Origin of the sequence: Acidovorax sp. Leaf191 (assembly GCF_001424425.1) — a bacterium.
GTDB lineage: Bacteria > Pseudomonadota > Gammaproteobacteria > Burkholderiales > Burkholderiaceae_C > Acidovorax.
Genome location: NZ_LMPT01000023.1, coordinates 41749 through 64232, shown reverse-complemented (window position 1 = coordinate 64232; position 22484 = coordinate 41749). Strand labels below are relative to the sequence as shown.

The following is a 22484-nucleotide window of genomic DNA, read 5'->3' as shown; positions in this document are numbered from 1 at the left end:
ATTGCGCGCCTCTAAAACCGGTTCTTTGTCATTTCCGCCAGTTCTTCAGAGTAAAAGCTGTCCGAAGGGGTGAAGAAGTCAAAATGTTCATACAGTGGATGTGTCATCGCCTTCACGGTGTCAGGCAGAAGCTCCCGCACTACCTGCTGGGAGAACTTGGCTCTGGTCGTAACGGTCTGCGCCGTTGTTACGTGTCCGCCAGGCATGAAGCGACGCATATTGTGAACAAACAGGCTTCTGCCAGCTAACCCGGTCCACGTGCACTCAACAAGCACTTCATACCCGGCCTCGAACATAACGTCTGCAAGGTCAACGACTCGCAAAAGAAACTCGCCAAGACGCCACACCGGTAAGGTTGCTTCAAAAAGTTCGCCGGGCTTTCCAAACCCCTTTACCGGATCATGAGAGTCTTCTTGGTAGCCACGAAGCAGGAAAAAATTCCCCTTGGGGTCTATCCTCCAGAAATCGGCATGCCCAACGTCGGGAAAGCTGATATGCGCGAGCCATGCTTCGATACAGCCATCTACAAGCTTTGGCTTAGCAGTCTCTTGATTGAGCACAACAAGTGCTGACCATCCCGTGTACCGTCTAGCAGACTGATTAGCCTCGATGATTTCCTTTGCTGTCGCGTTTTTGCTATTGCCGACAATGCGAGCTGCGAAGGAGAAGTGACCGCGGGTGATCTTGGCGGGGTTCTCTGCAGGTAGACCAGCGTTTAGGCCCTCCCAACGAACTGTAGAGGCTTCCACAAATGCGTGAAGCACTTCCTGTTCATCAGTCTGTTTACCCCCTAAAAGATCAGTTGCGCTTGGAAGCAACGTCCTCAACATAGCCACAATCTCTTCCCTCTGGTTCTGGACAGAGCGCTTCAAAAGCGCATCCCATTCAGCCGAACTTTGTGGGCCGCGGCTCTCGGGGCCCGGTGCCCGCACGTAGTAAATATGCGGCTTCAGGCTGCCGTCCGGAGTACCGCTGTCTGAGCGTATCGGCACCTTGGATCTGCCAGTAACTCGAATCAACGGGTATTCCTCCTTCGTTACGGGATGGATCTGAAGCGTGGTCTCAACGTGGAATGAAGGCTCCGCGCGTCTCTTCAATATCGCGTTCATAGCATCCGTGAGATATGGCTCCATCGATGCAGGGCGCGTCGGGTCCGGTACCAGCTTCTTTGACGCATCCTCCAAATATCCAATTAGAAGAAAGCCGCCGCCATGATTCTCAAGCGCTATCAAGGCTTTGGCGACTAAGCCTTGAGACTCTAAATCTTTCATATCCAACCAGCGCTTGACCTCGAAGTCGAGAGACTCGCTCGGGCTGACCAGCCAATCTTCGAAACGTGAGTTGATATCTCGATTTAACAAGGGATTGGCTCCAGCATAAAAATTCTTTGAAACCCGGCAAGCCGTAAGTCTGCAAACTATAGCGTGTCAGTAGGCTAAACATGGCCCGCGTTATGTTCGCTGTGGGTGCCGATCGCAGACATCATCCTTCCCTGGTCGCGTTGTGGAACCTTGCGCACCCGGTTCAAACAACTGAGACCCGCCTTGCATCATCCCGCCGCCACGTTCTCAAGCCGGTCCACCGCCTCTTGTGGCAGGGTCAAGCTGCCAGCTGCCAAGTTCTCATGCAGGTGCCCCACCGACGAGGTACCGGGGATCAGCAGGATATTGGGTGACCGCCGCAGCAGCCAAGCCAGGGCCACCTGCATCGGCGTGGCGCCAAGTTGCTTCGCCACCTCCGACAGGCCCGCCGATTGCAATGGCGAGAAGCCACCCAGAGGGAAGAAGGGCACGTAAGGCACGCCCTCACGGGCTAGGCTGTCGATCAAAGCATCGTCAACACGGTGCACGAGGTTGTATTGGTTCTGCACGCAGGCGATGCGGCAGATGCGTTGGCCATCGGCGATTTGCTTGGCCGTGACGTTGCTTAGGCCGATATGGCGCACCAGGCCCTGCTGCTGCAGTTCCGCCAGTGCGGAAAGGGGCGCCTCCAACGAACCTTCGACAGGGCCGTGCACATCAAACATGGCGCGCAGGTTCACCACCTCGAGCCGGTCTAGGCCCAGGTTGCGCAGGTTGTCGTGCACCGCTTGGCGCAACTGTTCAGCCGAGGTGGCCGGGTTCCACGAGGCGTCCGCTCCGCGCACGCAGCCAACCTTGGTCACGATGACCAAGTCATCCCGATAGGGATGCAGCGCTTCGCGGATGAGCTGATTGGTTATGTGCGGCCCGTAGAAATCGCTGGTGTCGATGTGGTTCACGCCCGCCTCGACAGCTGCGCGCAGCACCGCCAGTGCGGCGTCGCGGTCCTTGGGCGGGCCGAACACGCTGGGGCCGGCCAACTGCATGGCGCCGTAACCTAGGCGACGCACCTGGCGGTCGCCCAAGGCAAAGGTGGTGGGAATGTTCTGGGGGTCCGTCATGTCGCTATCTCCTGAGTTGAAAGGGATGGCGTCCACTTTAGGCACCAGGCCATTGATTGATAAGCCGGCACAATCAGCACAGGCTGTGCAGGAATTGAAACGATGAAGATCGATCTAGGTGACCTCGATGCGTTTGTGGCGGTTGCCCGCACCAAGGGCTTCCGCGAAGGAGCTCGGGCCAGCGGCGGCAGCGCTTCCGGGCTGAGCCTGGCAGTGCGCCGGCTAGAGACCCAGTTGGGCGTGCGGCTCCTGCACCGCACCACCCGCAGCGTGGTGCCGACCGAAGCCGGCCAGCGCCTGCTGGAGCGCCTGGGCCCGGCCCTGAGCGAGGTAGAAAGCGCGCTGGATGTGATCAATGGCTTTCGCGACAAGCCTGCCGGCACTTTGCGCCTCAATGTGCCTATGAGTGCCTCGCGCCTGGTGCTGCCGGACCTGGTGCCTGACTTCTTGCAGGCCTTTCCCGATATCCAACTCGACGTCATCGTCGAGGATGGCTTTGTGGACCTATTGGCCAGCGGCTGCGATGCCGGTATCCGCTACGACGAACGCCTGGAGCAGGACATGGTGGCCGTACCCATCGGTCCTCGTGTGCAGCGCTTTGCGGCCGCCGCTTCGCCCGCGTACTTGAACCGCTGTGGGCGCCCGGCGCACCCCCGAGAGTTGCTGAACCATGCCTGCCTGCGCGGACGCTTCGCCAGCGGCACCGTGCCTCCGTGGGACTTCGAGCGTGATGGTGAATCGCTCAGGTTGGAACCTGTCCCACGCATGGTGGTGCGCCTGGGAGCTGCGGCCGATCTGGCCGTTGACGCCGCCGTCGGCGGTGCAGGCGTGGTTTATTTGTTCGAAGACTGGCTGCGGCCGCATTTCGACAGCGGCAAGCTGGAACCGGTGCTGGCCGACTGGTGGCCGAGCTTCTCGGGACCATTCCTGTACTACACAGGGCGCAAGTTGATGCCGGCCCCGTTGCGGGCGTTTGTGGACTTTGTGCGGGCGCGGTCTGGTGGGCTTGTCGCCGGTCAATGAGCCCATCTAAGTCAGCCCGCACGCTTAGGTAAATAGCCACGAAAATCGCACTAGCGACTAAATGGTGCTTTAAGACCTTGCCTGGCTGCTACAGCTGTCCCGGAGAGCATCATCACCATGCCCGAAAAACTTTTCGGGTGATATGTAGCCATCGCTTCTTAGCCGTCAAAGTCGTAACGTAACTGAAGCAGTTCCACTCAGCAGCGTGAACTGACAAATGCCGGCATTTCCCGTCACGCCAACCAACTCGGCAATCGGCCGCCAAGCCGCACCACGCCTAGCGCAAGGCCCATTCGGCACAATCAGCAGAAACGGCCTCTTTAGAGGGCAGGCGAGGCGGGGTCTCCACTGCGCGCCACGACCTCGCGGCAATGCCTCCGACCTTGAACCCAAAACCGCTCACCAGTCGGCTGACGGGAACGCATCAAAACATGATTTTGAAAGCACTTACCACTGCGCAGTCGGGATCGGGCGTTTAGCGCGATCTGGATGCATGCGAATTGCTCGATGCAGTGAGTCATTGCCCTGGGATTTCCGGCTGGCCTCTGGCCACGCCAGGACAAGTACGTTACTCAAACATGCACGGCAACCCGCAGCTCATCGATGTGGGTCGCCCGGCGCTGCGTTCTCTCCGATACGACCCCTAAATACTACAAATCTGATAAAACGCCAACAATCGAAACCAACTTGAATTACTCACTCGAATAATACCAACACCATGACCCACGCAAAAAATCATCACTACGTTCCTCAATTACTATTGAAAAACTTTTCATCAAACAAAGGACGGCTACATGTATTTGACAAGCTAAATACTCGACCTTTTCCAGAGAATCAGAAAAATATAGCTAGCGAAAATTACTTCTATAACTTCAGCGAAGATGGAATCAATCACTCCATGGAGGAATGGCTATCCCAACTAGAAACAAAAGCAGCCCCAATAATTGACGAAATAGTTTCATCCAAAAATCTGAATAGCATTAATAGCGCCACAAAATCTGAATTATCATTTTTCTTTGCAGTTCAAATGGCAAGAACTAAAATGCCACAGGAAAAAATCAAAAGATTGGTTAAGAGATTTCGCGAACTCCTTACAGAAAACGGTCAAGAAATATCCAACCTTGACGAGAAACTTAAAGATTTTGTCACTGAGCCTACGGAAAATGACCTAAAGGCAGGTACAGCCAAGGCAATTTGGGTCGACGCCCCAATGTATGCGCCATATCTCGAAAATAAAATCTGGATGCTTATTGAGCGAAGCCAAGAAACCCCATTCATCATAGGTGACCACCCCGTCGCTCGAAAGAATGAAATCGATAAGGACTGGTCAGATTTCCCTGGACTTATGAAAATAGGAGTTGAGTTTTATATACCACTCTCTCCCGATCTGTGCCTTGCCATGTGGTGCCCATCAATCGTGCAAGGGGTGATAAATCAATTTGCACCAGAGAAAGAATGGATCGTAGACAGAACATTTAAAGTTGCAAACATTCTTTCAGGCTCCAAAAATTCATCAAAAATAGTTAACGCCCTTCAAGTTTATTGGAGCGAGCGTTTCTTGTTTTCAAAAAATGATGATTTTGGTGATTTGGCTGAAAAAATTAATAACCTCCCATATATGAGGCATGGCCCTCGACCAAAATTAAATATTTAGCGCGACGAATAAATATTCGCATCAAATTACTGGCGCAACTACACATATTTAGGATGCGAACCATATTCAAAACACCTTTTTATCTCCACCCAGATAATCCGCCCACCATTGCATCAACCTCGTCCGGTCCGCCATGTACGTTGTCCGGTGGTATGCAGCTCTGATCTCGTTTTGTTCACGGTGCGCGAGCTGCCGCTCAATCACATCCGGGTTCCATCCGTGTTCGTTGGCCACGGTCGAGAACAAGGCCCGGAACCCGTGGGCCGTGGCGATGCTCTTGTAGCCCATTCGCGCGAGCGCTGAGTTGAAGGTGTTCTCGCTAAGTGGCTTGCTGGGGTAGTACGGGCTTGGGAACACAAGCTCGCGGCCGCCGCTGATGGCTTCGATCTTGTCCAGCACTTCAAGGGCCTGTTTGGACAAGGGCACGCGGTGTTCCTCGCGCATCTTCATGCGCTCTGCGGGGATGGTCCACAGGGCCGCCTTGTGGTCGAACTCCACCCAGCGCGCGCCGCGCACTTCCCCGGGCCTACAGGCCGTCAGCATGAGCATGCGCAGGCCCAAAACGATGCTCGGGGAGCCGTCATAGGCCGCGAGCTTGCGCATAAACTCGGGCAGCTCTTTTTCCGCCAGGGCGGCCCGGTGCTGGACGATGCGGGGTTTGAGGATCTCCGAGGGCACGAGATCGAGCATGGGGTTGGTGTCGATGCGCTGGTGTGAGACGGCCCAGCGGTAGATGGCCTTCACGCGCTGCAGCACTCGGCCTGCTTGGTCGGCGGCGCCGCGTGCTTCCACCTGTTTGACCGCTTCCATCACGTCCCGGGCCTTGAGGCTGGCCATGGGGCGTGAACCCAATGTGGGAAAGATGTCGTTTTCGAGCGAGGCCGCGATGCGGCCCATGGTGACGGGCTCCCAGCGGGCCGACTGGTGATCGATCCAGTCTCGGGCCACGGCTTCGAAGGTGTTGCGGTTTTCATGGACGACCCGGGCCTTTTGTTCCTTGCGGGCCTCCCCCGGGTCTTGGTTGTCCTGCAGGAGCTTGCGGGCCTTGCTGGCGGACTCCCTGGCCATCTTCAGGCTGATGTCGGGGTAAACGCCAAAGGCCAGGCGCTTTTCTTTTCCTGCGAAGCGGTACTTCATGCGCCAGTAGCGCCCGCCTGCCTTGGTGATTTCGAGATAAAGGCCCAGGCCGTCTGAGTGTTTGCCGGGTTCGGAGAGGGTGCGGAGCTTCGTGTCTGTGAGTTTCAAGGGGGCACCAAAAAGGGCTGGGGGCACAAATGGGGGCACATTCTGCCAGCACAAAGCAGAGAGTGAGCATTCATGCGGGTTAGCGCCCAGATTGTGAGAGTGGCCCCGGCACCACGAACGAGTCCAGAAGAGTCCATGCTCTTCTGGACTTTTTTATTTGTCCTGTGGAATCAGCAGCTTGGCTGCCCGTACCCGTCCAGACCAGTCCACCCCCGGACTTGGCCAATGGCCCGAACTCGCTTCTCTTTGGCCCCTTGATCCAAATCGACCGACTCCCGCATGTGTACAGCCCGCACACATGCGGGAGTCGCTTGTTCATGGCCGTCCGTCCCTGATCGCCTCAAGGCCGTGGCGCTGGAGCGGCCGGAGGCTTTGGAGCAGCCCGAGTGGAGGCGCTGGGCGTGCGTACCTGACGCCGGTGCAGGCATTGCAGTTACAGCGAGCGAAAGATGCTGCGGCGGCCTGAGCGTCGCGATGATTCCTACCAGGCATACGCTTGGCGCTGAATGCAAAAGGCCCCGGCAGTGATATTGGAGCATTTTTGCGTTGGTCTGCAATCAGTTAAAAGCAGTCAATGCTAAGAAGCGCCAATCTCAAAAGATCGTTTTTATTCCCAATAAATATCGTACTAATATCGGCAATAGCCTTCATCGCGCGAAACCACAAGGCAGTCCTTTTTTCCTCTCAACGCACTGCGATTTACGGAATCTCCCATACCAGGACGCACAGTCTCGGTCACACCATTACGCTCGAAGCGAAGACCATCCGCTGTAATGGTGCCAACAAATTTGCCATGCATATCCGCGTCCAAGCCCCACTGATTGTCAATCAAGAGGCGATTGCCTTCGCGCGTAATTTTCATTACAGTGCCTTCGCCGCCGCGCCAGCGGCCGAGAAACGCGGATGCTGGCAAAGGAGCTGCAGAATTCACCTTCGACCCGAGTTCTTTCTCCAGCGATGAAGAGCGAGATTTAGTTACTTCAACCCAACAGCTAGCAACGGCTACAGAAGCCATCGTGCCGCCACTGCGCCCTTTGGAGACGCAGTCCCGATCACGCGATTTCAGCCACGCCCGTTGCTCGGTCAAAAGAGTCTTTCGAGCAGCTGTACTCAGGGTAGCACGCAACTCAGCATAGTGCTTGCTCATCTCGGCATCTGCATCACGCAAGTCATGTGCAGCGCATTGCTGCATTTCAAGTGTTGAGATGCACTGCGCCGGCCTTTGACCGGTAAACGCTGGATTATTCATGAATTGGCCTGCGGTCTGAGCCCACGCCGAAGCAGAAAGGTTCATGGCGACGAGAGCAATGCCGATAAATAAAGGTTTTTTCATTTCTACTTTGAATATATTGGCGGACTTGAATTTCTTTGATGCCATCAGAATTAACACCCAAGAATGCCTATTAAAGTATAAAAAATTTGCTCTCACTGTAGGAGCAATTCCCATTGGCCTGTTAACTCAATTTTGGAGCAGAAGAGCAAATTTTTAAGGTAGCACCGGCACAACTCGCGCACCGCATCTCTGCGTATCAGCCTCCGGCTCATGGGGTGGCGACCTGGATACGGCCGACCCTTCGCGCTACGTGAGCGAGTTCAGCGCCGCCCTCTTCACACTCGAAAAAGGCCAAGACCACCGAGACCCCCATCAAGAGCCAGTTTGGCTACCACGTCATCCGCCTTGACGATGTGCGCTAGACCGAGCGGCTCAGACCGGACGGCCAAGGCACCAGCAAGAACGCTCAGCGTCTAGCGCTTGTACTTGTTCGGGATGGGATGGGTCCGGCACCACGAACGACTCCAGAAGAGTCCAAGCTCTTCTGGACTTTTTCTTTCTCCTTTGGAATCAGCAGCTTAGCTATCCATGCAGTCCACGGCCATCTACGCAATTGGACAATCGGCAAACCCATCAAAGCCCATCAAAGCCCATCAAAGCCCACCAAACCGACCGAGCCGCCCGGCCGTATGCCGCTGCCAACTTACGAACAGCAAACAACACGGGCGACGAAATCGGACGGTGGTGGACTGTCCGCTTGCCAATCCTTTTCAGATATCAGGCATCAAGGACGTGCGCCCTGAGATAGCTCGCCAGAAGCGATACACGGTGCTCTTGATCTTGGTAGAACTCCCGCTCCAGTGCGCCGAATCGCGCAGTCTCTCTGACCGAGTCAAGAGCTTGTTGGCGTTTCTCTCGGTCTACCGGCGGCACGGCGTGTGGAAACTCAGCATTGGCTGCCGCCAGCAAGTGGGCTGTATTGCTAGCGCCGATGGCTTCAAGCGCGGACACGGTGGGAACCGCCAGAGCCCCGGCGGAATTGGAGTAATACTGATCCGTTGTTCACCTTCGCTTCCAGCAGCCATACGCCCACGCCGACGACCTGCAGCGGAGTCATATCTGTCGTCCCTGAAAAAATGAACTTCGAGACCCAAGGATCAATGCGTTCCAGAACGTAGTCGAGGTCATCCATGATGGGTATTCAGCGAGCCTTGGTCGGACCTGCTGACACGCGCGGCGCGTGTCCTTGCATCAAGTGGGCCGCGAGCAGCTGCGTAGTCATAGTCCTGTGTCTCCCGCAGGTTTTTACAGGATACAGACGTCATGAGGAATTGTTGTGCTGAGTTTGACGAGTGAGCGGTGGTCAGAACTGCAACACGCATACGGCAGCGCGGTGGATATCCCCGCGCTGCTCGCTCAATTGAGCTCTCTTCCGTCATCGGAGGGTACTGCCGAGCCTTGGTTCAGTCTGTGGAGCGCACTCGCTCACCAAGGCGACGTTTATTCCGCGTCGTTCGCCGCTGTTCCACATGTCGTTGCCGCGCTGGCAATCGCACCAGCCGAAGCCGATTCTTCATTCCTTCAATTCCCCGCATGGATAGAAATTTGCCGTGCAAAAGGTGGAATCGAAGTTCCTGAAGACCTCTCAGAAGCCTATTTCAGTTCTCTTGTGCGCCTTCCGTCGCTGGCAGCGCTGGCGCTCGCCAGTCAACGTGAGCGCGGGGTTGTTGCTTGCGCGCTGTCTGCCACGGCCGCCGCCCAAGGACAGCACGCTATTGCTGAGGCAGTGCTCGAGATGGCAGAGCCTGAGACCGCTGGGAAATTTCTGCAGTGGTACTTCGACCGATAGCGCCCCACCTCTCGGTCAATCGGAACTGCGCCAGCGGCCTTCAAGCTGCCTTCAACCCTTCGACAATGCGCGGTGGTTGGACGGAGCAGACCTGGTGACCGGACCGCCCGACGTTCAGCGATACATTCGGCAGACCACAATAACAGGAGGGGTCACCGATCATGCAATGTCCGACATGCAACAACCTTAATGCAGCGACCGACGTGAGGTGCATGAGGTGCCAAACGACGCTGATTCACGAGGCGGCGGGCCACTCGGAAGGGTTCAAGAAGGCTGCGAACGCACTCGACGCGCGCATGTACTCGGGCATCGGGGCTTTCTTCGGTTTTGCGCTGACCGCCGTGCTTTTGAAGTTTGTCCTGACGGAGCACTGGCTTTCAGACCGGCAGATTTACCTGTCCGCAGTGGTGGCAGGCGTCGTGGGTTCGATTCTTGGGCGGCTGTTTCTCAAAGCCAGGCAAAATTTCTGAGGCTGGCGCGCGCTGACTGAACTTTGGTTTTTGAAAAGCAGATGCCGGGATAAGGCCTGCTCACTTGCGCTGCGTTTGTGCCGCAGCGGCAGCAGCACCGCGTGACCGCTGCGCCGCCCGAAGCTCGGCCAGCGCCTCTTCCACCGCCCGCCGGTACTCCGGCGTCAGATCCTCGGTCTTGAGTTCGCGCTCGTGGAATTGGGCGCGGTGCGGGTCTTTCAGCAAGTCCTGAATCACGATGCCCTTGAGCTTTACATAGACAGCGTTGTCCATCGGGGTCTCCTGCAAGTGCCAAGCAAGGACCCCATGATCTACCCAAATGCGCAAAAGACGTCATGGGGGATTGCCACGGGATGCGAGGCGACCAGCGGCACGCAGTTGCACGCCGTCGCAGGCCGCAATACGCCGTGCGGCCACCGATCAGCATGTGGTCTGGCTTCGCGCGTCAATGCCTGCAGCTCCGGCCTGACTGCACGGCAGCGGGCAGCAGCGCTCAACAGCCACAGTACCTGCCAGCCCCTGCCGGTCAAACCTCGTCGCCGCAAGCTGTAGCCAACCATCCCGCACCAGTCAGGCCTGCTGGTTCGCCACCGCGGCCCCCACGACCTGCACGGCTCTACCCCGTCACTGCGCAGCCAGCGTCATGAAATCCTGCTCGTACGACTTGGCCGATGCCACCGCCTTCACGCGCTGGGCCGGCGTGGTGGCGTTGTGCACCTGTGCAAAGCCGGCGCAGCCTTCGGTCACCAGCATCTGTGCGTAGCTGCGGTAGGCCGGGTCGGGGGATTGGTCGAACCGGGCCAGGTACTCGCGCACCAGAGTTTTCGTCTGGGCGGTGTTCTGCCGGTCGCGGGCCACGGTCTGCAGCACCTGCACCAGGTCCTTTTGGCGGCGCAGGCGTTCGTTGTAGGTGCGCTGGGGGTCGAAGGAGGACTGGGCGATGAAGGCGCGCAGCGCGGCCTTTTGCGGCTCGTCCAGCCGGCCATAGAAGCCCTCGGCCCGCGAGAGCAGTTCCTTGAAGCGGTGTTCACGCAGTTTCTCGGGCGTGGGGTCGAGCCATTCCTTGCGCCAGTCGGCATTGCTGTCGGCCTGCTTGCGCTCCAGCTGGCGGATCTGGCTGTCCGTCAGCTGCGATGCCAGCCACAGCATCTTGGGCTCGGCCTGGCTGACCACCTGGTCGAGCTGGGTGCGGATATCGGCGTAGGTGCTGCAGGCCTGCTGCGCGGTCACGTCGTCCGCCAGCTGGCGCTGGACCTTCTGCAGCACCTGGGCATGCTGGGGCAGCATGGTGTCGCGGTGCCACTGGTGCAGGTCATCGAGCTCATCGCGCACGCGTTCGCTCTGTGCGTCCGACAGCCCCAGGTAGCGGTTGATCTGCCACGCCATGAGCTGCGGCGCCTGGTTGTAGGCCAGCTTGACGGTGCTGCAGCCCTGGAGCAGCAGCGCCATGGCGGCGCCCAGCACCACCGCGCGCAGGGCGCGGGCCCTGCCCGACAGGGGCGTGCGCTTCGAACGAGGCGCTGCAACAGCGGTGTGGTGTGCCACGGGTCAGTTGTCTTGCCGGCGTATGAGCTGGCGACCGCTGGGGGTGATGGTCAGGTCTCCGGAGGTGCCCTTGGCGATGAAGCCCCATTCCAGCAGGCGCGCGGACACGTGGTCCTTGAGCGCGTGGGGCATGGTGATGGTCTGGCCCATTTCGAGTTGCTTCAGGGTTTCGATCTCGTCGACGGTGGGATCGAAATGCGGTGCATGGTAGGTCGTCATGGAGGGCGCTTTCAGGTTGTGATTTATGTGTTGACTGATCCTTGCAGCGCCAGATTAGTTCAGCCAGAAGGCGCATGCAAGCGCATTAGCCGGGTCCCGGCATTGGACTGCCCCCCAACGCGGCCATGTCCTGCAACCAGCGTGAGAACGCGGTCAACACCGGGGACTGCGCGGGTTGCGCGGGGCTGATGAGGTAGTAGCCGCGCTCGCCGCGCAGGGGCCGGGCGCAGGCCACCACCAGTTCGCCGCAGGCAAGCTCCGCCTCGATCAGCAGCGGCGGGATCAGCGCCACGCCCATGCCGTGCGTGGCCGCCACGGCCAGCATGGAGAACAGCTCGTAGCGCGGGCCATCGAGCGCGTGCGGCGCCTCCACCGCCATCGCATCGAACCACTGCCGCCAGCCATACGGGCGCGTGCTTTGCTGCAGCAGGGGCAACTCGGCCAGCGCTTCGGCCGCCACCGGCTGGTGGGCGCGGCCCCGGCCACGTGGCGCGGCGGACTCGAGCAGGCGGGGGCTGCACACGGGCACGACGTCTTCGTGCATCAGCAACTGGGCTTGCACGCCGGGCCAGTTGGCCACCTGCTCCGGCGTGCCGGCGTACAGCGCGGCATCGAACGTGGTGTCGGCAAACAAAAATGGCCGCGTCTGCGTGTCGATGTGCACCACGATGTCGGGGTGCACCTGCGCCAACTGCGGCAGGCGCGGTATGAGCCAGCGCGTGGCGAACGTGGGCACGGCCGCCAGCGACAGCGTGCCGCCCTCGCCCTGGTGGGCCATCACGTCGAGCGTGTCGCGCTCCAGCCCCTGCAGCCAGCGCGCCACCTGGCGGCCATAGTGCGCGCCGGCAGGCGTCAGCACCACGCCGTGGCGGGTGCGGCGAAACAGCTGCACGCCCAGAAACTCTTCCAGTGCCTGGATCTGGCGCGAGACGGCGCTTTGGGTCAGCGCCAGTTCTTGCGCGGCGCGGGTGTAGCTCTCGTGGCGGGCGGCGACTTCAAAACAGGCCAGGGCCTGGGTCGATGGAATATTGCGGCGCATGATGAAGATGAACTTGTACGCTGCCGACTTGACAGGCGGTATCTGGCACAAAGTATTCCATACATTCCATTCATGCATATCTGGATGAAAAGAACTCGCTTGCGGCCTGGTGGGGTGAGGCCTACGATGCGCCCCAGAACACCTTTGTTGCCACCCCTTTTTTTCCGCCTGGAGACACGCACATGGCCCACGCCTCTTTTCAATGGGATGACCCTTTCCTCCTGAGCCAGCAGCTGACCGACGACGAGCGCGCCATCCGCGACGCTGCCGCCGCCTACTGCCAGGACAAGCTGGCACCCCGCGTGCTGGACGCCTTCCGCCACGAGAAGATGGACGTGAGCATCTTTCGCGAGATGGGCGAAGTGGGCCTCCTGGGCCCCACCATCCCCGAACAGTACGGCGGCCCCGGCCTGTCGTACGTGGCCTACGGCCTGATTGCCCGCGAGGTGGAGCGTGTGGATTCGGGCTACCGCTCCATGGCCAGCGTGCAGTCGTCGCTGGTGATGGTGCCCATCCATGAGTTCGGCACCGAAGCGCAAAAGCAGAAGTACCTGCCCAAGCTCGCCACGGGCGAGTGGATCGGCTGCTTCGGCCTGACCGAGCCCGACCACGGCTCCGACCCCGGCAGCATGGCCACGCGCGCCTACAAGGTCGATGGCGGCTACAAGCTCAAGGGCAGCAAGATGTGGATCACCAACAGCCCCGTGGCGGATGTGTTCGTCGTCTGGGCCAAGGAAGTATCCGAAGGCGGCGCGGTGGGCCCCATCCGCGGCTTTGTGCTGGACAAGGGCATGAAGGGGCTGACGGCTCCTGCCATCCACGGCAAGGTGGGCCTGCGTGCATCGATCACGGGGGAGATCGTGATGGACGACGTGTTCGTGCCTGAAGAAAACGCGTTTCCTGAAGTGCAGGGCCTGAAGGGCCCCTTCACCTGCCTGAACAGCGCGCGCTACGGCATCGCCTGGGGCGCACTGGGTGCGGCCGAGTTCTGCTGGCACACCGCCCGCCAGTACACGCTGGACCGCAAGCAGTTTGGCCGCCCCCTGGCTGCCAACCAGCTCATCCAGAAAAAGCTGGCCGACATGCAGACCGAGATCGCCATCGGCCTGCAGGCCTGCCTGCAGTTCGGCCGCATGAAGGACGCGGGCACGGCCAGCGTGGAAGGCACGTCCATCATCAAGCGCAACAGCTGCGGCAAGGCCCTGGACATCGCCCGCCTGGCGCGCGACATGATGGGCGGCAATGGCATCAGCGACGAGTTCGGCGTGGCGCGCCACCTGGTGAACCTGGAAGTGGTGAACACGTATGAAGGCACGCACGATGTGCACGCGCTGATCCTGGGCCGTGCGCAGACGGGGATTGCGGCGTTCTCGAACTGAGACGTGGAACTCCCCTCTGACCTTGCGGGAGAGGGGCTGGGGGAGGGGGCGTAGCGGCGCATGCGTTGTGCTTGATCACCCCCTCTCCCCAGCCCTCTCCCGCGAGGGGAGAGGGAGCGAATCCTGGGGGCCTATGGGGTGCGGTGCTGTGTCGACACTCCCCTCTCCCCTTGCGGGAGAGGGGTCGGGGGAGAGGGGTCTGCGGCGTGCGCCTATGCCTGTGCCACCCCCTCTCCCCAACCCTCTCCCGCGAGGGGAGAGGGAGCGAATACGGGAGCCTATCGGGCGCTGTGTTGTGTCGACACTCCCCTCTCCCCTTGCGGGAGAGGGGCCGGGGGAGAGGGGTCTGCGGCTGCGCCATGCCTGCGCCGCCCCCTCCCCTCAACCCTTCGCCCACGAGCTAGATTGAGTCTGCAACGCGCCCTGAGCACGTATCTGGAGGCATAAAAGGCCTCCATCGCTTGCCAGACAAGCGCCAACAGCTATCAATTCCATAGTAACAACACCATGACCACACCCTCCTCCCCCCAAGGCGCCCTGGCCGGCATCAAGGTCCTCGACCTCTCCCGCGTGCTCGCGGGCCCCTGGTGCACGCAGGTGCTGGCCGACCTGGGGGCGGATGTGGTCAAGGTGGAGCGCCCCGGCGTGGGCGACGACACGCGCCAGTGGGGCCCGCCCTTCTTGAAGGACGCCGAGGGCAACGACACGAACCAGGCCAGCTACTACACCGCCTGCAACCGCAACAAGCGCTCGGTCACCATCGACATGGCCTCGACCGACGGCCAAGCGCTGATCCGGCAGATGGCGCAAGAGGCCGACATCGTGGTCGAGAACTTCAAGGTCGGCGGCCTGAAGCAATACGGCCTGGACCACGAGAGCCTGCGCGCGCTGAACCCGCGGCTCATCTACTGCTCGGTCACCGGCTTCGGGCAGGACGGCCCGTACGCCGAGCGCGCGGGCTACGACCTGATGGTGCAGGCGATGACGGGCCTGATGAGCATCACCGGCCAGGCCGACAGCCAACCCGGCGGCGGCCCCATGCGCGTGGGCGTGGCCGTGATCGACCTGTTCACCGGCCTGTACGCCAGCAACGCCATCCTGGCCGCGCTGCATGTGCGCGACAACGCCGTGAGCGGAACGGGCCAGGGCCAGCACATCGACATGGCGCTGCTGGACGTGGGCATGGCCGTGCTGGCCAACCAGGCCTCAGGCTTCCTTGCCACCGGCAAGGCCCCCGAGCGCATGGGCAACAGCCACCCGAGCCTCGCGCCCTACCAGGACTTTGCGACCGCCGACGGCAACATGCTGCTGGCCATCGGCAACGACGGGCAGTTCCAGCGCTTTTGCGCCGCGGCCGGCCAGCCCCAGTGGGGCACCGACCCGCGCTTTGCCACCAACACGCTGCGCGTGAAGCACCGCACCGACCTGATCCCCGCCATGGAGGCCGTGACGCGCACGCGCACCACCGCCGACTGGATCGCGCTGCTGGAAGACAAGGCCGTGCCCTGCGGCCCCATCAACACCATTGCCCAGGCGTTCGACGATGCGCAGGTGAAGGCGCGCGGCCTGGCGGTGACGCTGCCGCGCTGGAAGGACGGCGAGGCCGCCACCGACGGCGTGCAGCAAATCACCGGCGTGGCCAGCCCGCTGCGCCTGTCGGCCACGCCGCCGGTGCTGCGCAATGCGCCGCCGGCGCTGGGTCAGCACACGGACGAGGTGCTTGCAGAGATGGGGATCAGTGCCGAGCGTGTTGCAGCACTGCGGGCGACGGGCGTGGTGTAGCCACTCGCTGACCGACGTGATCCGTGATCCGTGATCCGTGATCCGTGATCCGTGATCCGTGATCCGTGATCCGTGATCAATCATCCGCGACGCCCCGCCTCACTCGATGCGGGGCGTTGCTTTTTCTGCTGCTACTTTCCCGTCGTAACGGATGATCGGCTGGTCGTAGTCCTTGATCGGCTCGAACCTCCCTCAACCGTTCGGGCTGAGCCCTTCGACGGGCTCAGGACAGGCCCGTCGAAGCCTCGCGTGGCGCTTCGAGGGGCTCAGCGTGAACGGTGGGATGTGGTCGGATAGAGGTGAACGCGTTTCGCCTCAGACCAGCGGTGCAACAGCCTCCAGCAAGCATTCCGTCACATCGTCCGAGAACCGCATCAGCCGCCCATCCAGCAGCACCGCCTCGGACCCCTTCGGATCAAGCGCTGCCGGCGGCAGGCCATGGTCCAGCAACGCCTGCGCACACCCCACCCAGTCGCCACCGGGCTCGGGCGTGTTGATGGAACCCCACGACAGCGCGCCGCAAGCGTTGTCCTCAAAGCCATGCGTGGCCTGCCAGCGCGCGCCGTGCTCCAGCAGGAAACGGGTCAGCGCCGCGTCGCCCCGAAAGATGGCCAGGTGCAGTGCGGTGCCGTCCCAGTCGCCACCCTTCGCGTCGATGGGCCAGCCCAGGCGCACCATCAGCCGCACGGCAGCGCCGCAGTCCGCCTGGGCAGCCAGCTCGGGCAGCAGGCGCTGCTGGGGCGGCGACAGCGCATGCACCAGCCCAGGCAGGGCGGTCAGCAGCATGCGCGCCCGTGCCTCGTCGGCCTCGGCGCAGGCGGCGATGAACTGCTCGTCGGCAGGCACCTCGCCCCCGCCCGCCGCGGTGCGCAGAAACGCCCCCACGGCAGGCAGCCCATACCGCAGGGCCTGGATGTGCGCCGCCGTGCCGTCGGCAGTGTGCACGGCAGGGTCGGCACCTGCGGCCACCAACGCCTGCACGTGTGCGAGCGATCGCCGCCGCCGCAGGGCCCACAGCAGGGGCGCGCTGTGGGGGGCGGGCCCGCCGTCCTGGCCCAAGGGCTCGTTCGCATCCGCACCGTGCGCCAGCAGCAGTTGCAGCGCAGGCAGGTCGTCCATGTCGAGCACCCTGTACACCGCGTTCGTGCCCTGCGCCCGCGCGCCCGCCTCCAGCAGCATGCGCGTGCAGTCCAGGCTGCCCAGCGCGTGGTACAGCGACTCGCCATCGTTGGGGTCGGCGCCCGCGTCCAGCAGCAGGCGCGCCATGCCGGCATGCTGGTTCTGCCCCGCTGCGCCATACAGCGCCGACAGGGGGTGCGTTGCATCGGGCGCTGCCAGCGACGCGGGGGGCCAGCGGCTGCCCACCCGCTGGTTGGCATCGGCACCCGCTTGCAGCAGCAGGGCCACGCAGGCCTGCAGGCGGTCCGCAAACGCCGGCAGCCGCGCCAGGCTGGAATGCGCCACGGCCAGCAGCGGCGGCAGCTGCAAGGGCCCGCCAGCGCGGTGCACCCAGCCCGGGTCTTGCGCAATGGCCTGGCGCAGGCGCGCCTCATCGCCCACGGCACAGGCCAGCCACGGGCCTTCGTCCTGCGGGATGGCGCCATCGGCCCACAGCCGTTCGGCCAGCCGGGGCCGGGCGCTGTGGTTGCCGCCTGCAATGTCGCCGGCGTAGACCAGCCGCAGCCATTGCAGGGTGGCGCGCTCCGGGTCATCCACCAGCGCACGCCGTGCCAGCACAAAGCCCTGGAAGTCGGCCCACGACGCAAAGCCATGCTCGCGCGCCAGGCACGACTGCGCGTCGTGCAGCCTGAGGCCCAGGGCTGCGATGGCGGCATCGCCCAGGCCTGCGGCGGAAGGCAGCGCGTTGCGAAAGCGCGCCAGCGCCTCGGGCTCGCCGTTGCGGTAGCCAGCCAGCAGGTCCTTGGCTTGTTTCTTGAGATGGCCCAGGTCGGGCCGAGGGGGAATGCGTTTCACGAGAACCTCCGTGCATGGATCGCCGACGGCCCGCAACTCCGGCAGCACAAAGGATGAAAAGAAAGGTCAGCTCGGCACGGAACACGCAGAGTGCTCCAGGAGTGGCAAGTGGGTTCAACCCTTCCCGCGGGCCCGGGCGCGGCTTGCACCGCGGGCGGCATCTTACTGCGGCGCAGTGCGCACCTTTCAGCAACCGCGTTAATTCCGCACACAAAAACTTACACACGTGCCCATAATGGCATCGGAAGTCTCACTCGCCGTGCGTCACCGCTGGCCGGCCTGCAGAGACTTTGCAGCTTGCATCTCCGCGCCCGATGCGTTGTGCGATGGCGCCGTTGTAGTGGAACCTCAGGAGTCCGCCATGAAGCTCAGTCTCAAGCTCCCCCTCGCTTTTACCGCAGCATTGCTGCTGCTGTTCGCGGCGGCGCTGTTCGGCATCAGCCGCCTGAACCAGGCGCTGCACACCTACCAGACCACGGTGGCGCAGAGCTTCGAGCATGAGCGGCTGGCCTCCGCCATGCTCAGCGACTTCAAGGTGCAGGTGCAGGAGTGGAAGAACGTGCTGCTGCGCGGCAAGGACCCAGCGCAACTCAACCGCTACTGGGCCGCGTTTGAAAAACAGGAGAAGGCCATCAAGGACGGTGCACAGAAGCTGGTGGCCAGCCTGCCCGCAGGCGCGGGGCGCGACCGGGTGGCGCAGTTCGCCCAGGCGCATGAGCGCATGGGGGTGGCCTATCGCAAGGGTTTCGAGGCGTTCAAGGCTGCCGGCCACGATGCCGAGACCGGCGACAAGGCCGTGCAGGGCATGGACCGCGAGCCATCGCAGCTGCTGGACCAGGCCGGTGACCTGATCGCCAAGGCCAGCAGCGAGGTGGCGGCAGGTGCAGCCGGCGCGGCCCGGCAGGCCACCACCATCAGCCTGGTGGTGTGTGCGCTGGGCATGGCCGGCGCGGTGGCGTTCAGCCGCACAGTGGTGAACCCGCTGGACAACGCCGTGCGGGTGTCGCAGGCCGTGGCCAGCGGCGACCTGACCGTGGCCCAGCCCGTGCGCGGCAAGGACGAGATCGCGCTGCTGCAGAACGCGCTGCACGCCATGCAACTGAGCCTGTCCGGCGTGGTGAGCCATGTGCGCCACAACGCCGACAACGTGGCCGCCGCCAGCACCGAGATCGCGCAGGGCAACAACGACCTGTCGGCCCGCACCGAGCAGCAGGCCAGCGCGCTGGAGGAAACCTCGGCATCGATGGAGGAGCTCAGCTCTACCGTGCAGGCCAACGCCGACAACGCCCGCCAGGCCAACCAGCTGGCCGTGAGTGCATCCAAGGGCATCAACGACAGCAGCAAGAAGATCGCCGACATCATCAGCGTGATCGACGGCATTGCCTTTCAGACCAACATCCTGGCTTTGAATGCCGCGGTGGAGGCCGCCCGCGCAGGCGACCAGGGCCGCGGCTTTGCCGTGGTGGCCAGCGAGGTGCGCAGCCTGGCCGGGCGCAGTGCCGCCGCGGCCAAGGAGATCAAGAGCCTGATCCACACCAGCGTGGAGCGGGTGGAGCAAGGCACCGCGTTGGTCGACAAGGCCGGCGCCACGATGACCGAGGTGGTGGCGTCGATCCGCCGGGTGACCGACATCGTGGGCGAGATCAGCGCAGCCAGCAGCGAGCAGAGCGCGGGCGTGGCCCAGGTGGGCGAGGCGGTGATGCAGATGGACCAGGCCACGCAGCAAAACGCGGCGCTGGTGGAGCAAAGCGCCGCAGCGGCCGACAGCCTGAAGGTGCAGGCGCAGCAACTGGTGGACGCGGTGGCGGTGTTTCGCCTGTCGCCGGGCGAGCAGCACGCAGGCGTCGGAGTACGGGTAGGGGGCGTGCCACGGCTGGCTGCAGCCTGAGAGCCCTGGCGTGCAGTCGACATTCAAACCAATCGACTGCGACCGCTCGCGCATCAAGCGCTGATAGCTATATTTTTTATAGCATCCGACGCTCGCGTGCCAGCACGCCCGGGCGCCACAGAGGGTTGGGGTTTTTCAGTCCCCGTGCGCAGGCTCCAGCGCCTTGTACTGCGCCATGGTGCGCAGGCAAGCGTCGGCCACTTCGGTGCCCTTTTTCACGAAGTGTTCGCGGAAGAACTTGAGGTGGTCTTCGTGCTCGTGGAAGTCGCGCGGCGTGAGCACGGCGGACATCACGGGTACGTCGGTATCGAGCTGCACGCGCATCAGGCCGTCGATGACGGCGGTGGTCACGAACTCGTGGCGGTAGATGCCGCCGTTGACCACCAGCGCACAGGCCACGATGGCGTCGTAGCGGCCGCTTTGCGCCAGGCGCTTGGCCAGGAGCGGGATCTCGAAGGCGCCGGGCACTTCGAACTGCTCGATCTGCCCGGCGGGCAGCCCGTTGCGGCCGAACTCGGCGATCGCGGCATCGCGCGACTGGTGGACGATGTCCCGGTGCCAGCCGGCGCAGATGATAGCGACGCGTTCGCTGCGGCGCGCCGTGGCGGCGGAGATGGCTGTCTGGGAAGGAATGGACTGATTCATGGACTTATCTCAAAAGCGAGGAAAGGATTGCCAGAATCAGGGCGCGCGAACAGGACTGCCGTGCCTGGGCGGCGCCGCGCGCACCGGTGCCGCAGTGTCGGCCGGACCCCAGGGCCGTGACGCATCACCACCCCGCGGACACAAAAAACAGACACGCTGCACCCAGCACACACGGCACCCCCCCTGCGGGCTGCCCCTGGTTTCGCGATCTCTTTCATCCGGACTGTGACCGTCGGCTCTGGCATCTCACCAGATCTGCTGACCCCGGGCCGCCGCCACTGCTGGCACGGCCCGGGCGCTCGCGGGCTGCTGCAGTGCAGATGCAAAGACATCTGCCTGCAGATACCGCCGGTGGGGAATTTCGCCCCGCCCTGAGAACGCTGCCGGGCAGGAGACATCCCGCCCGGCGCACGGATTCTAGGGGAAACCCTGGTGCCCTGCAGTCGCCTGCGCGATGGCCCTGCCGCCACCGTTGAGGCACATCAACCCGTCAGCGCGGCTTCTCGAAGCCGCCCTCCACCCAGGCCGTGGCGCTCGCGGCCGTGAGCTTGAAGGTGGGCGGCGCCGGCACCCGCGCCAGTTCTTCACCCAGATCGTCCTGGGCACTCAGCGTGGCCGTGGCGCCTTCTTCGTCGGGCACGATGGCCAGGGCCACCTTCAGCCGCTGGCCGTTGACGGTGACCGACACGTTCTTGTTGAGCTGCGCATGCAACTGCTGCTCATGGCGGCGCAGCACCTCGCTGGCGGTCTTGACCAGGGTGTGGAAGGCCGAGACGTCGAGCGGCTTGGGGTTCTTCTTGTCGCGCCCCATGGTCCAGGGGCCGACCAGCGCGGGCTCCGTCTCGCCCTTGAGCGTCATGGACACCGCCCAGCCGTCGTCATCCTCGTTCTTGATGACCTGCGCGGTCCATTGGCCGTCGGACCAACGGCGCGGTTCCTGGATGGTGTCGGGCGTGTCAGGGGTGTCTTGCATGGAGAGAAGGCTTGCAGAAGATTCGGGGAAAGGGCGCAGAGCATAACGGCCCGGGCGGGCGGGCGCGGCTGCAAGGCATTTTCCATAACCTTTGGTTATCGATAGCCGAGTGCCCACGGCGCCCACAGCCAGGCCGGTCAGGGCCCATCGGCGGCAGGGCTTGCCACCTCGCGCAGCACGTCGATGAAGGCCTGCATCGCAGGCGTGGGCGACTCTCCCAGCCGGGTGATGAGGCCGTAGTCGGGCATGCGGTCGGGCAGGTCCACAGGGATGCGGGCCAGCAGGCCCTTGGCGATGTACCGCTCCACCAGCGCCTGGGGCTGCAGCGACAGCATGTCGGTGGTCTGCATCATCTGGAGCGCAAACAGGAACGACGGGGTCTCCACCACGCCCGAGCTGAGCGCCAGGCCGTTGCGGCCGAAGATGTCGTCCGACACCCTGCGCACCGCGGTGGACGCGGGGTACAGGATCCACGGCCAGTGCGACAGCTCGGCCATGTCCAGGTCGCGCGCGCCGCGCAGGGGGTGGTGCAGGCCGCCCACCACCAGCAACGGCTCGTTGGACAGGCGTTCGTAGTGGAATTGCGCGCGCTGCGCCTCGTCGGTGAAGCGGCCGATCATCAGGTCGATCTTGCGCTCGGCCAGCCACACGATCAACTGGTCGCTGCTTTGCTCCAGCACCTTGAGCACCAGCAGCGGGCGCAGGCGCTGGATCTCGGCCACCGACGCCGTCAGCACATGCGCGGCCGACCCTGTGATGGCGCCGATCGTCAGGTGGCCGTGGCCGCCCTCCTTGAGCGCGTTGAATTCATCGACGAACTTGCGGTGGCCGGCGAGCGCGCTGGCTGCGTAGCGCAGCGTGAACAGCCCCAGCTCGTTGGGCCGCATGCCGCGCGACAGGCGATCGAAGAGCCGCGATTCCAGGATCTCCTCGATGTCCATCAGGATCTTGGTGGCCGCCGGCTGCGTGATGTGCATCTGCTCGGCCGTCAGGCGCAGGTTGCGCGTCTGGCCCAGGATGTCCAGGAACTGCAGGTGCCGAAAGCGCAGCCGCGCACAGACCTGCGCCATCGACAGGGGTTTACCCGAAACAGGGGTGGAGGCC

General features: G+C 62.7%; 21 protein-coding genes, 1 pseudogene and 1 riboswitch. Of the genes and pseudogenes, 8 read left to right on the top strand and 14 right to left on the bottom strand.

Going from position 1 to position 22484, the window contains the following annotated elements:
• Window positions 1–11 precede the first annotated feature (11 nt).
• Together ASG27_RS27080 and ASG27_RS24495 are read right to left on the bottom strand one after the other, a co-directional pair.
• Window positions 12–1361, bottom strand: a complete 1350-nt coding sequence (locus ASG27_RS27080) for an AlbA family DNA-binding domain-containing protein (RefSeq protein ID WP_156370445.1) — start codon at window positions 1359–1361, stop codon at window positions 12–14.
• 188 nt (window positions 1362–1549) lie between these two features.
• Window positions 1550–2422, bottom strand: coding sequence for an aldo/keto reductase family oxidoreductase (locus ASG27_RS24495; protein WP_056412892.1), 873 nt, complete (start codon window positions 2420–2422; stop codon window positions 1550–1552).
• Between the two features lie 102 nt (window positions 2423–2524).
• On the opposite strand from ASG27_RS24495, the gene ASG27_RS24490 reads away from it, so the two are divergent.
• Window positions 2525–3445 carry a LysR family transcriptional regulator gene (locus ASG27_RS24490; protein WP_056412888.1) on the top strand — a complete coding sequence of 307 codons (921 nt, stop codon included), beginning with the start codon at window positions 2525–2527 and terminating at the stop codon, window positions 3443–3445.
• A 718-nt stretch (window positions 3446–4163) separates the two neighbouring features.
• Entirely contained in the window at window positions 4164–5099 is a 936-nt protein-coding gene (locus ASG27_RS26340) for a DUF4238 domain-containing protein (RefSeq protein ID WP_082493124.1), read from the top strand.
• A gap of 66 nt (window positions 5100–5165) precedes the next feature.
• On the opposite strand, the gene ASG27_RS24485 is transcribed toward ASG27_RS26340, so the two are convergent.
• Both ASG27_RS24485 and ASG27_RS26335 read right to left on the bottom strand, forming a co-directional pair.
• A complete protein-coding gene (locus ASG27_RS24485; protein WP_056412886.1) occupies window positions 5166–6344 on the bottom strand; it encodes a tyrosine-type recombinase/integrase in 1179 nt (392 codons plus the stop codon).
• 628 nt (window positions 6345–6972) lie between these two features.
• Window positions 6973–7722, bottom strand: coding sequence for a lysozyme inhibitor LprI family protein (locus ASG27_RS26335; protein WP_162240416.1), 750 nt, complete (start codon window positions 7720–7722; stop codon window positions 6973–6975).
• A gap of 157 nt (window positions 7723–7879) precedes the next feature.
• On the opposite strand from ASG27_RS26335, the pseudogene ASG27_RS27740 reads away from it, so the two are divergent.
• A pseudogene (locus ASG27_RS27740) lies at window positions 7880–8036 on the top strand (peptidylprolyl isomerase); the annotation flags it as partial.
• Between the two features lie 358 nt (window positions 8037–8394).
• On the opposite strand, the gene ASG27_RS28060 reads toward ASG27_RS27740, so the two are convergent.
• Window positions 8395–8628 (bottom strand): DMP19 family protein, encoded by a 234-nt coding sequence (locus ASG27_RS28060; protein WP_442854074.1) that lies wholly within the window; start codon window positions 8626–8628, stop codon window positions 8395–8397.
• On the bottom strand, window positions 8615–8809 hold the full coding sequence (locus ASG27_RS27075) for a hypothetical protein (protein ID WP_156370444.1): 195 nt from the start codon (window positions 8807–8809) through the stop codon (window positions 8615–8617). The genes ASG27_RS28060 and ASG27_RS27075 overlap by 14 nt, the downstream gene beginning before the upstream one ends.
• Window positions 8810–8953: 144 nt before the next feature.
• Here ASG27_RS27075 and ASG27_RS26320 point away from each other — a divergent pair, with 144 nt between their 5' ends.
• Together ASG27_RS26320 and ASG27_RS24480 are read left to right on the top strand one after the other, a co-directional pair.
• Window positions 8954–9466 (top strand): hypothetical protein, encoded by a 513-nt coding sequence (locus tag ASG27_RS26320; protein WP_082485758.1) that lies wholly within the window; start codon window positions 8954–8956, stop codon window positions 9464–9466.
• 161 nt (window positions 9467–9627) lie between these two features.
• Complete coding sequence (locus ASG27_RS24480) at window positions 9628–9936, top strand: zinc finger Ran-binding domain-containing protein (RefSeq protein ID WP_156370443.1); 309 nt, start codon at window positions 9628–9630, stop codon at window positions 9934–9936.
• 60 nt (window positions 9937–9996) lie between these two features.
• Here the strand turns inward: ASG27_RS24480 and ASG27_RS24475 are convergent, their stop codons facing one another.
• The 4 genes from ASG27_RS24475 to ASG27_RS24460 all read right to left on the bottom strand — a co-directional run bounded on the left by ASG27_RS24475 (window position 9997) and on the right by ASG27_RS24460 (window position 12739).
• Window positions 9997–10209, bottom strand: coding sequence for a hypothetical protein (locus ASG27_RS24475; RefSeq protein ID WP_056422285.1), 213 nt, complete (start codon window positions 10207–10209; stop codon window positions 9997–9999).
• Window positions 10210–10560: 351 nt separating this feature from the next.
• Window positions 10561–11481, bottom strand: a complete 921-nt coding sequence (locus ASG27_RS24470) for a DUF6279 family lipoprotein (protein WP_235503933.1) — start codon at window positions 11479–11481, stop codon at window positions 10561–10563.
• A gap of 3 nt (window positions 11482–11484) precedes the next feature.
• Window positions 11485–11700: a hypothetical protein gene (locus tag ASG27_RS24465; protein ID WP_056412877.1), complete on the bottom strand. Its 216-nt coding sequence runs from the start codon at window positions 11698–11700 to the stop codon at window positions 11485–11487.
• A gap of 85 nt (window positions 11701–11785) precedes the next feature.
• Entirely contained in the window at window positions 11786–12739 is a 954-nt protein-coding gene (locus ASG27_RS24460) for a LysR family transcriptional regulator (RefSeq protein WP_056413124.1), read from the bottom strand.
• A gap of 182 nt (window positions 12740–12921) precedes the next feature.
• On the opposite strand from ASG27_RS24460, the gene ASG27_RS24455 reads away from it, so the two are divergent.
• Together ASG27_RS24455 and ASG27_RS24450 are read left to right on the top strand one after the other, a co-directional pair.
• The gene (locus ASG27_RS24455) at window positions 12922–14118 is read left to right on the top strand and encodes an acyl-CoA dehydrogenase (RefSeq protein ID WP_056165206.1); all 1197 of its coding nucleotides are present in this window, start codon (window positions 12922–12924) and stop codon (window positions 14116–14118) included.
• Between the two features lie 507 nt (window positions 14119–14625).
• Window positions 14626–15900 (top strand): CaiB/BaiF CoA transferase family protein, encoded by a 1275-nt coding sequence (locus tag ASG27_RS24450; RefSeq protein ID WP_056412874.1) that lies wholly within the window; start codon window positions 14626–14628, stop codon window positions 15898–15900.
• Between the two features lie 315 nt (window positions 15901–16215).
• Here ASG27_RS24450 and ASG27_RS24445 read toward each other — a convergent pair whose 3' ends face one another.
• Window positions 16216–17874, bottom strand: a complete 1659-nt coding sequence (locus tag ASG27_RS24445; protein ID WP_056412871.1) for an ankyrin repeat domain-containing protein — start codon at window positions 17872–17874, stop codon at window positions 16216–16218.
• Window positions 17875–18235: 361 nt separating this feature from the next.
• Between ASG27_RS24445 and ASG27_RS24440 the strand changes: the two genes are divergently transcribed.
• Window positions 18236–19762, top strand: coding sequence for a methyl-accepting chemotaxis protein (locus ASG27_RS24440; RefSeq protein WP_056434662.1), 1527 nt, complete (start codon window positions 18236–18238; stop codon window positions 19760–19762).
• 135 nt (window positions 19763–19897) lie between these two features.
• Here ASG27_RS24440 and ASG27_RS24435 read toward each other — a convergent pair whose 3' ends face one another.
• The 3 genes from ASG27_RS24435 to ASG27_RS24425 form a co-directional block, all read right to left on the bottom strand.
• Window positions 19898–20407 carry a 6,7-dimethyl-8-ribityllumazine synthase gene (locus ASG27_RS24435; RefSeq protein ID WP_056412867.1) on the bottom strand — a complete coding sequence of 170 codons (510 nt, stop codon included), beginning with the start codon at window positions 20405–20407 and terminating at the stop codon, window positions 19898–19900.
• A gap of 202 nt (window positions 20408–20609) precedes the next feature.
• A riboswitch (FMN riboswitch) is annotated at window positions 20610–20790 on the bottom strand.
• Window positions 20791–20897: 107 nt separating this feature from the next.
• Window positions 20898–21380: a hypothetical protein gene (locus ASG27_RS24430; RefSeq protein ID WP_056412866.1), complete on the bottom strand. Its 483-nt coding sequence runs from the start codon at window positions 21378–21380 to the stop codon at window positions 20898–20900.
• Between the two features lie 137 nt (window positions 21381–21517).
• Window positions 21518–22450 (bottom strand): LysR family transcriptional regulator, encoded by a 933-nt coding sequence (locus tag ASG27_RS24425; protein WP_056412863.1) that lies wholly within the window; start codon window positions 22448–22450, stop codon window positions 21518–21520.
• Window positions 22451–22484 lie beyond the last annotated feature (34 nt).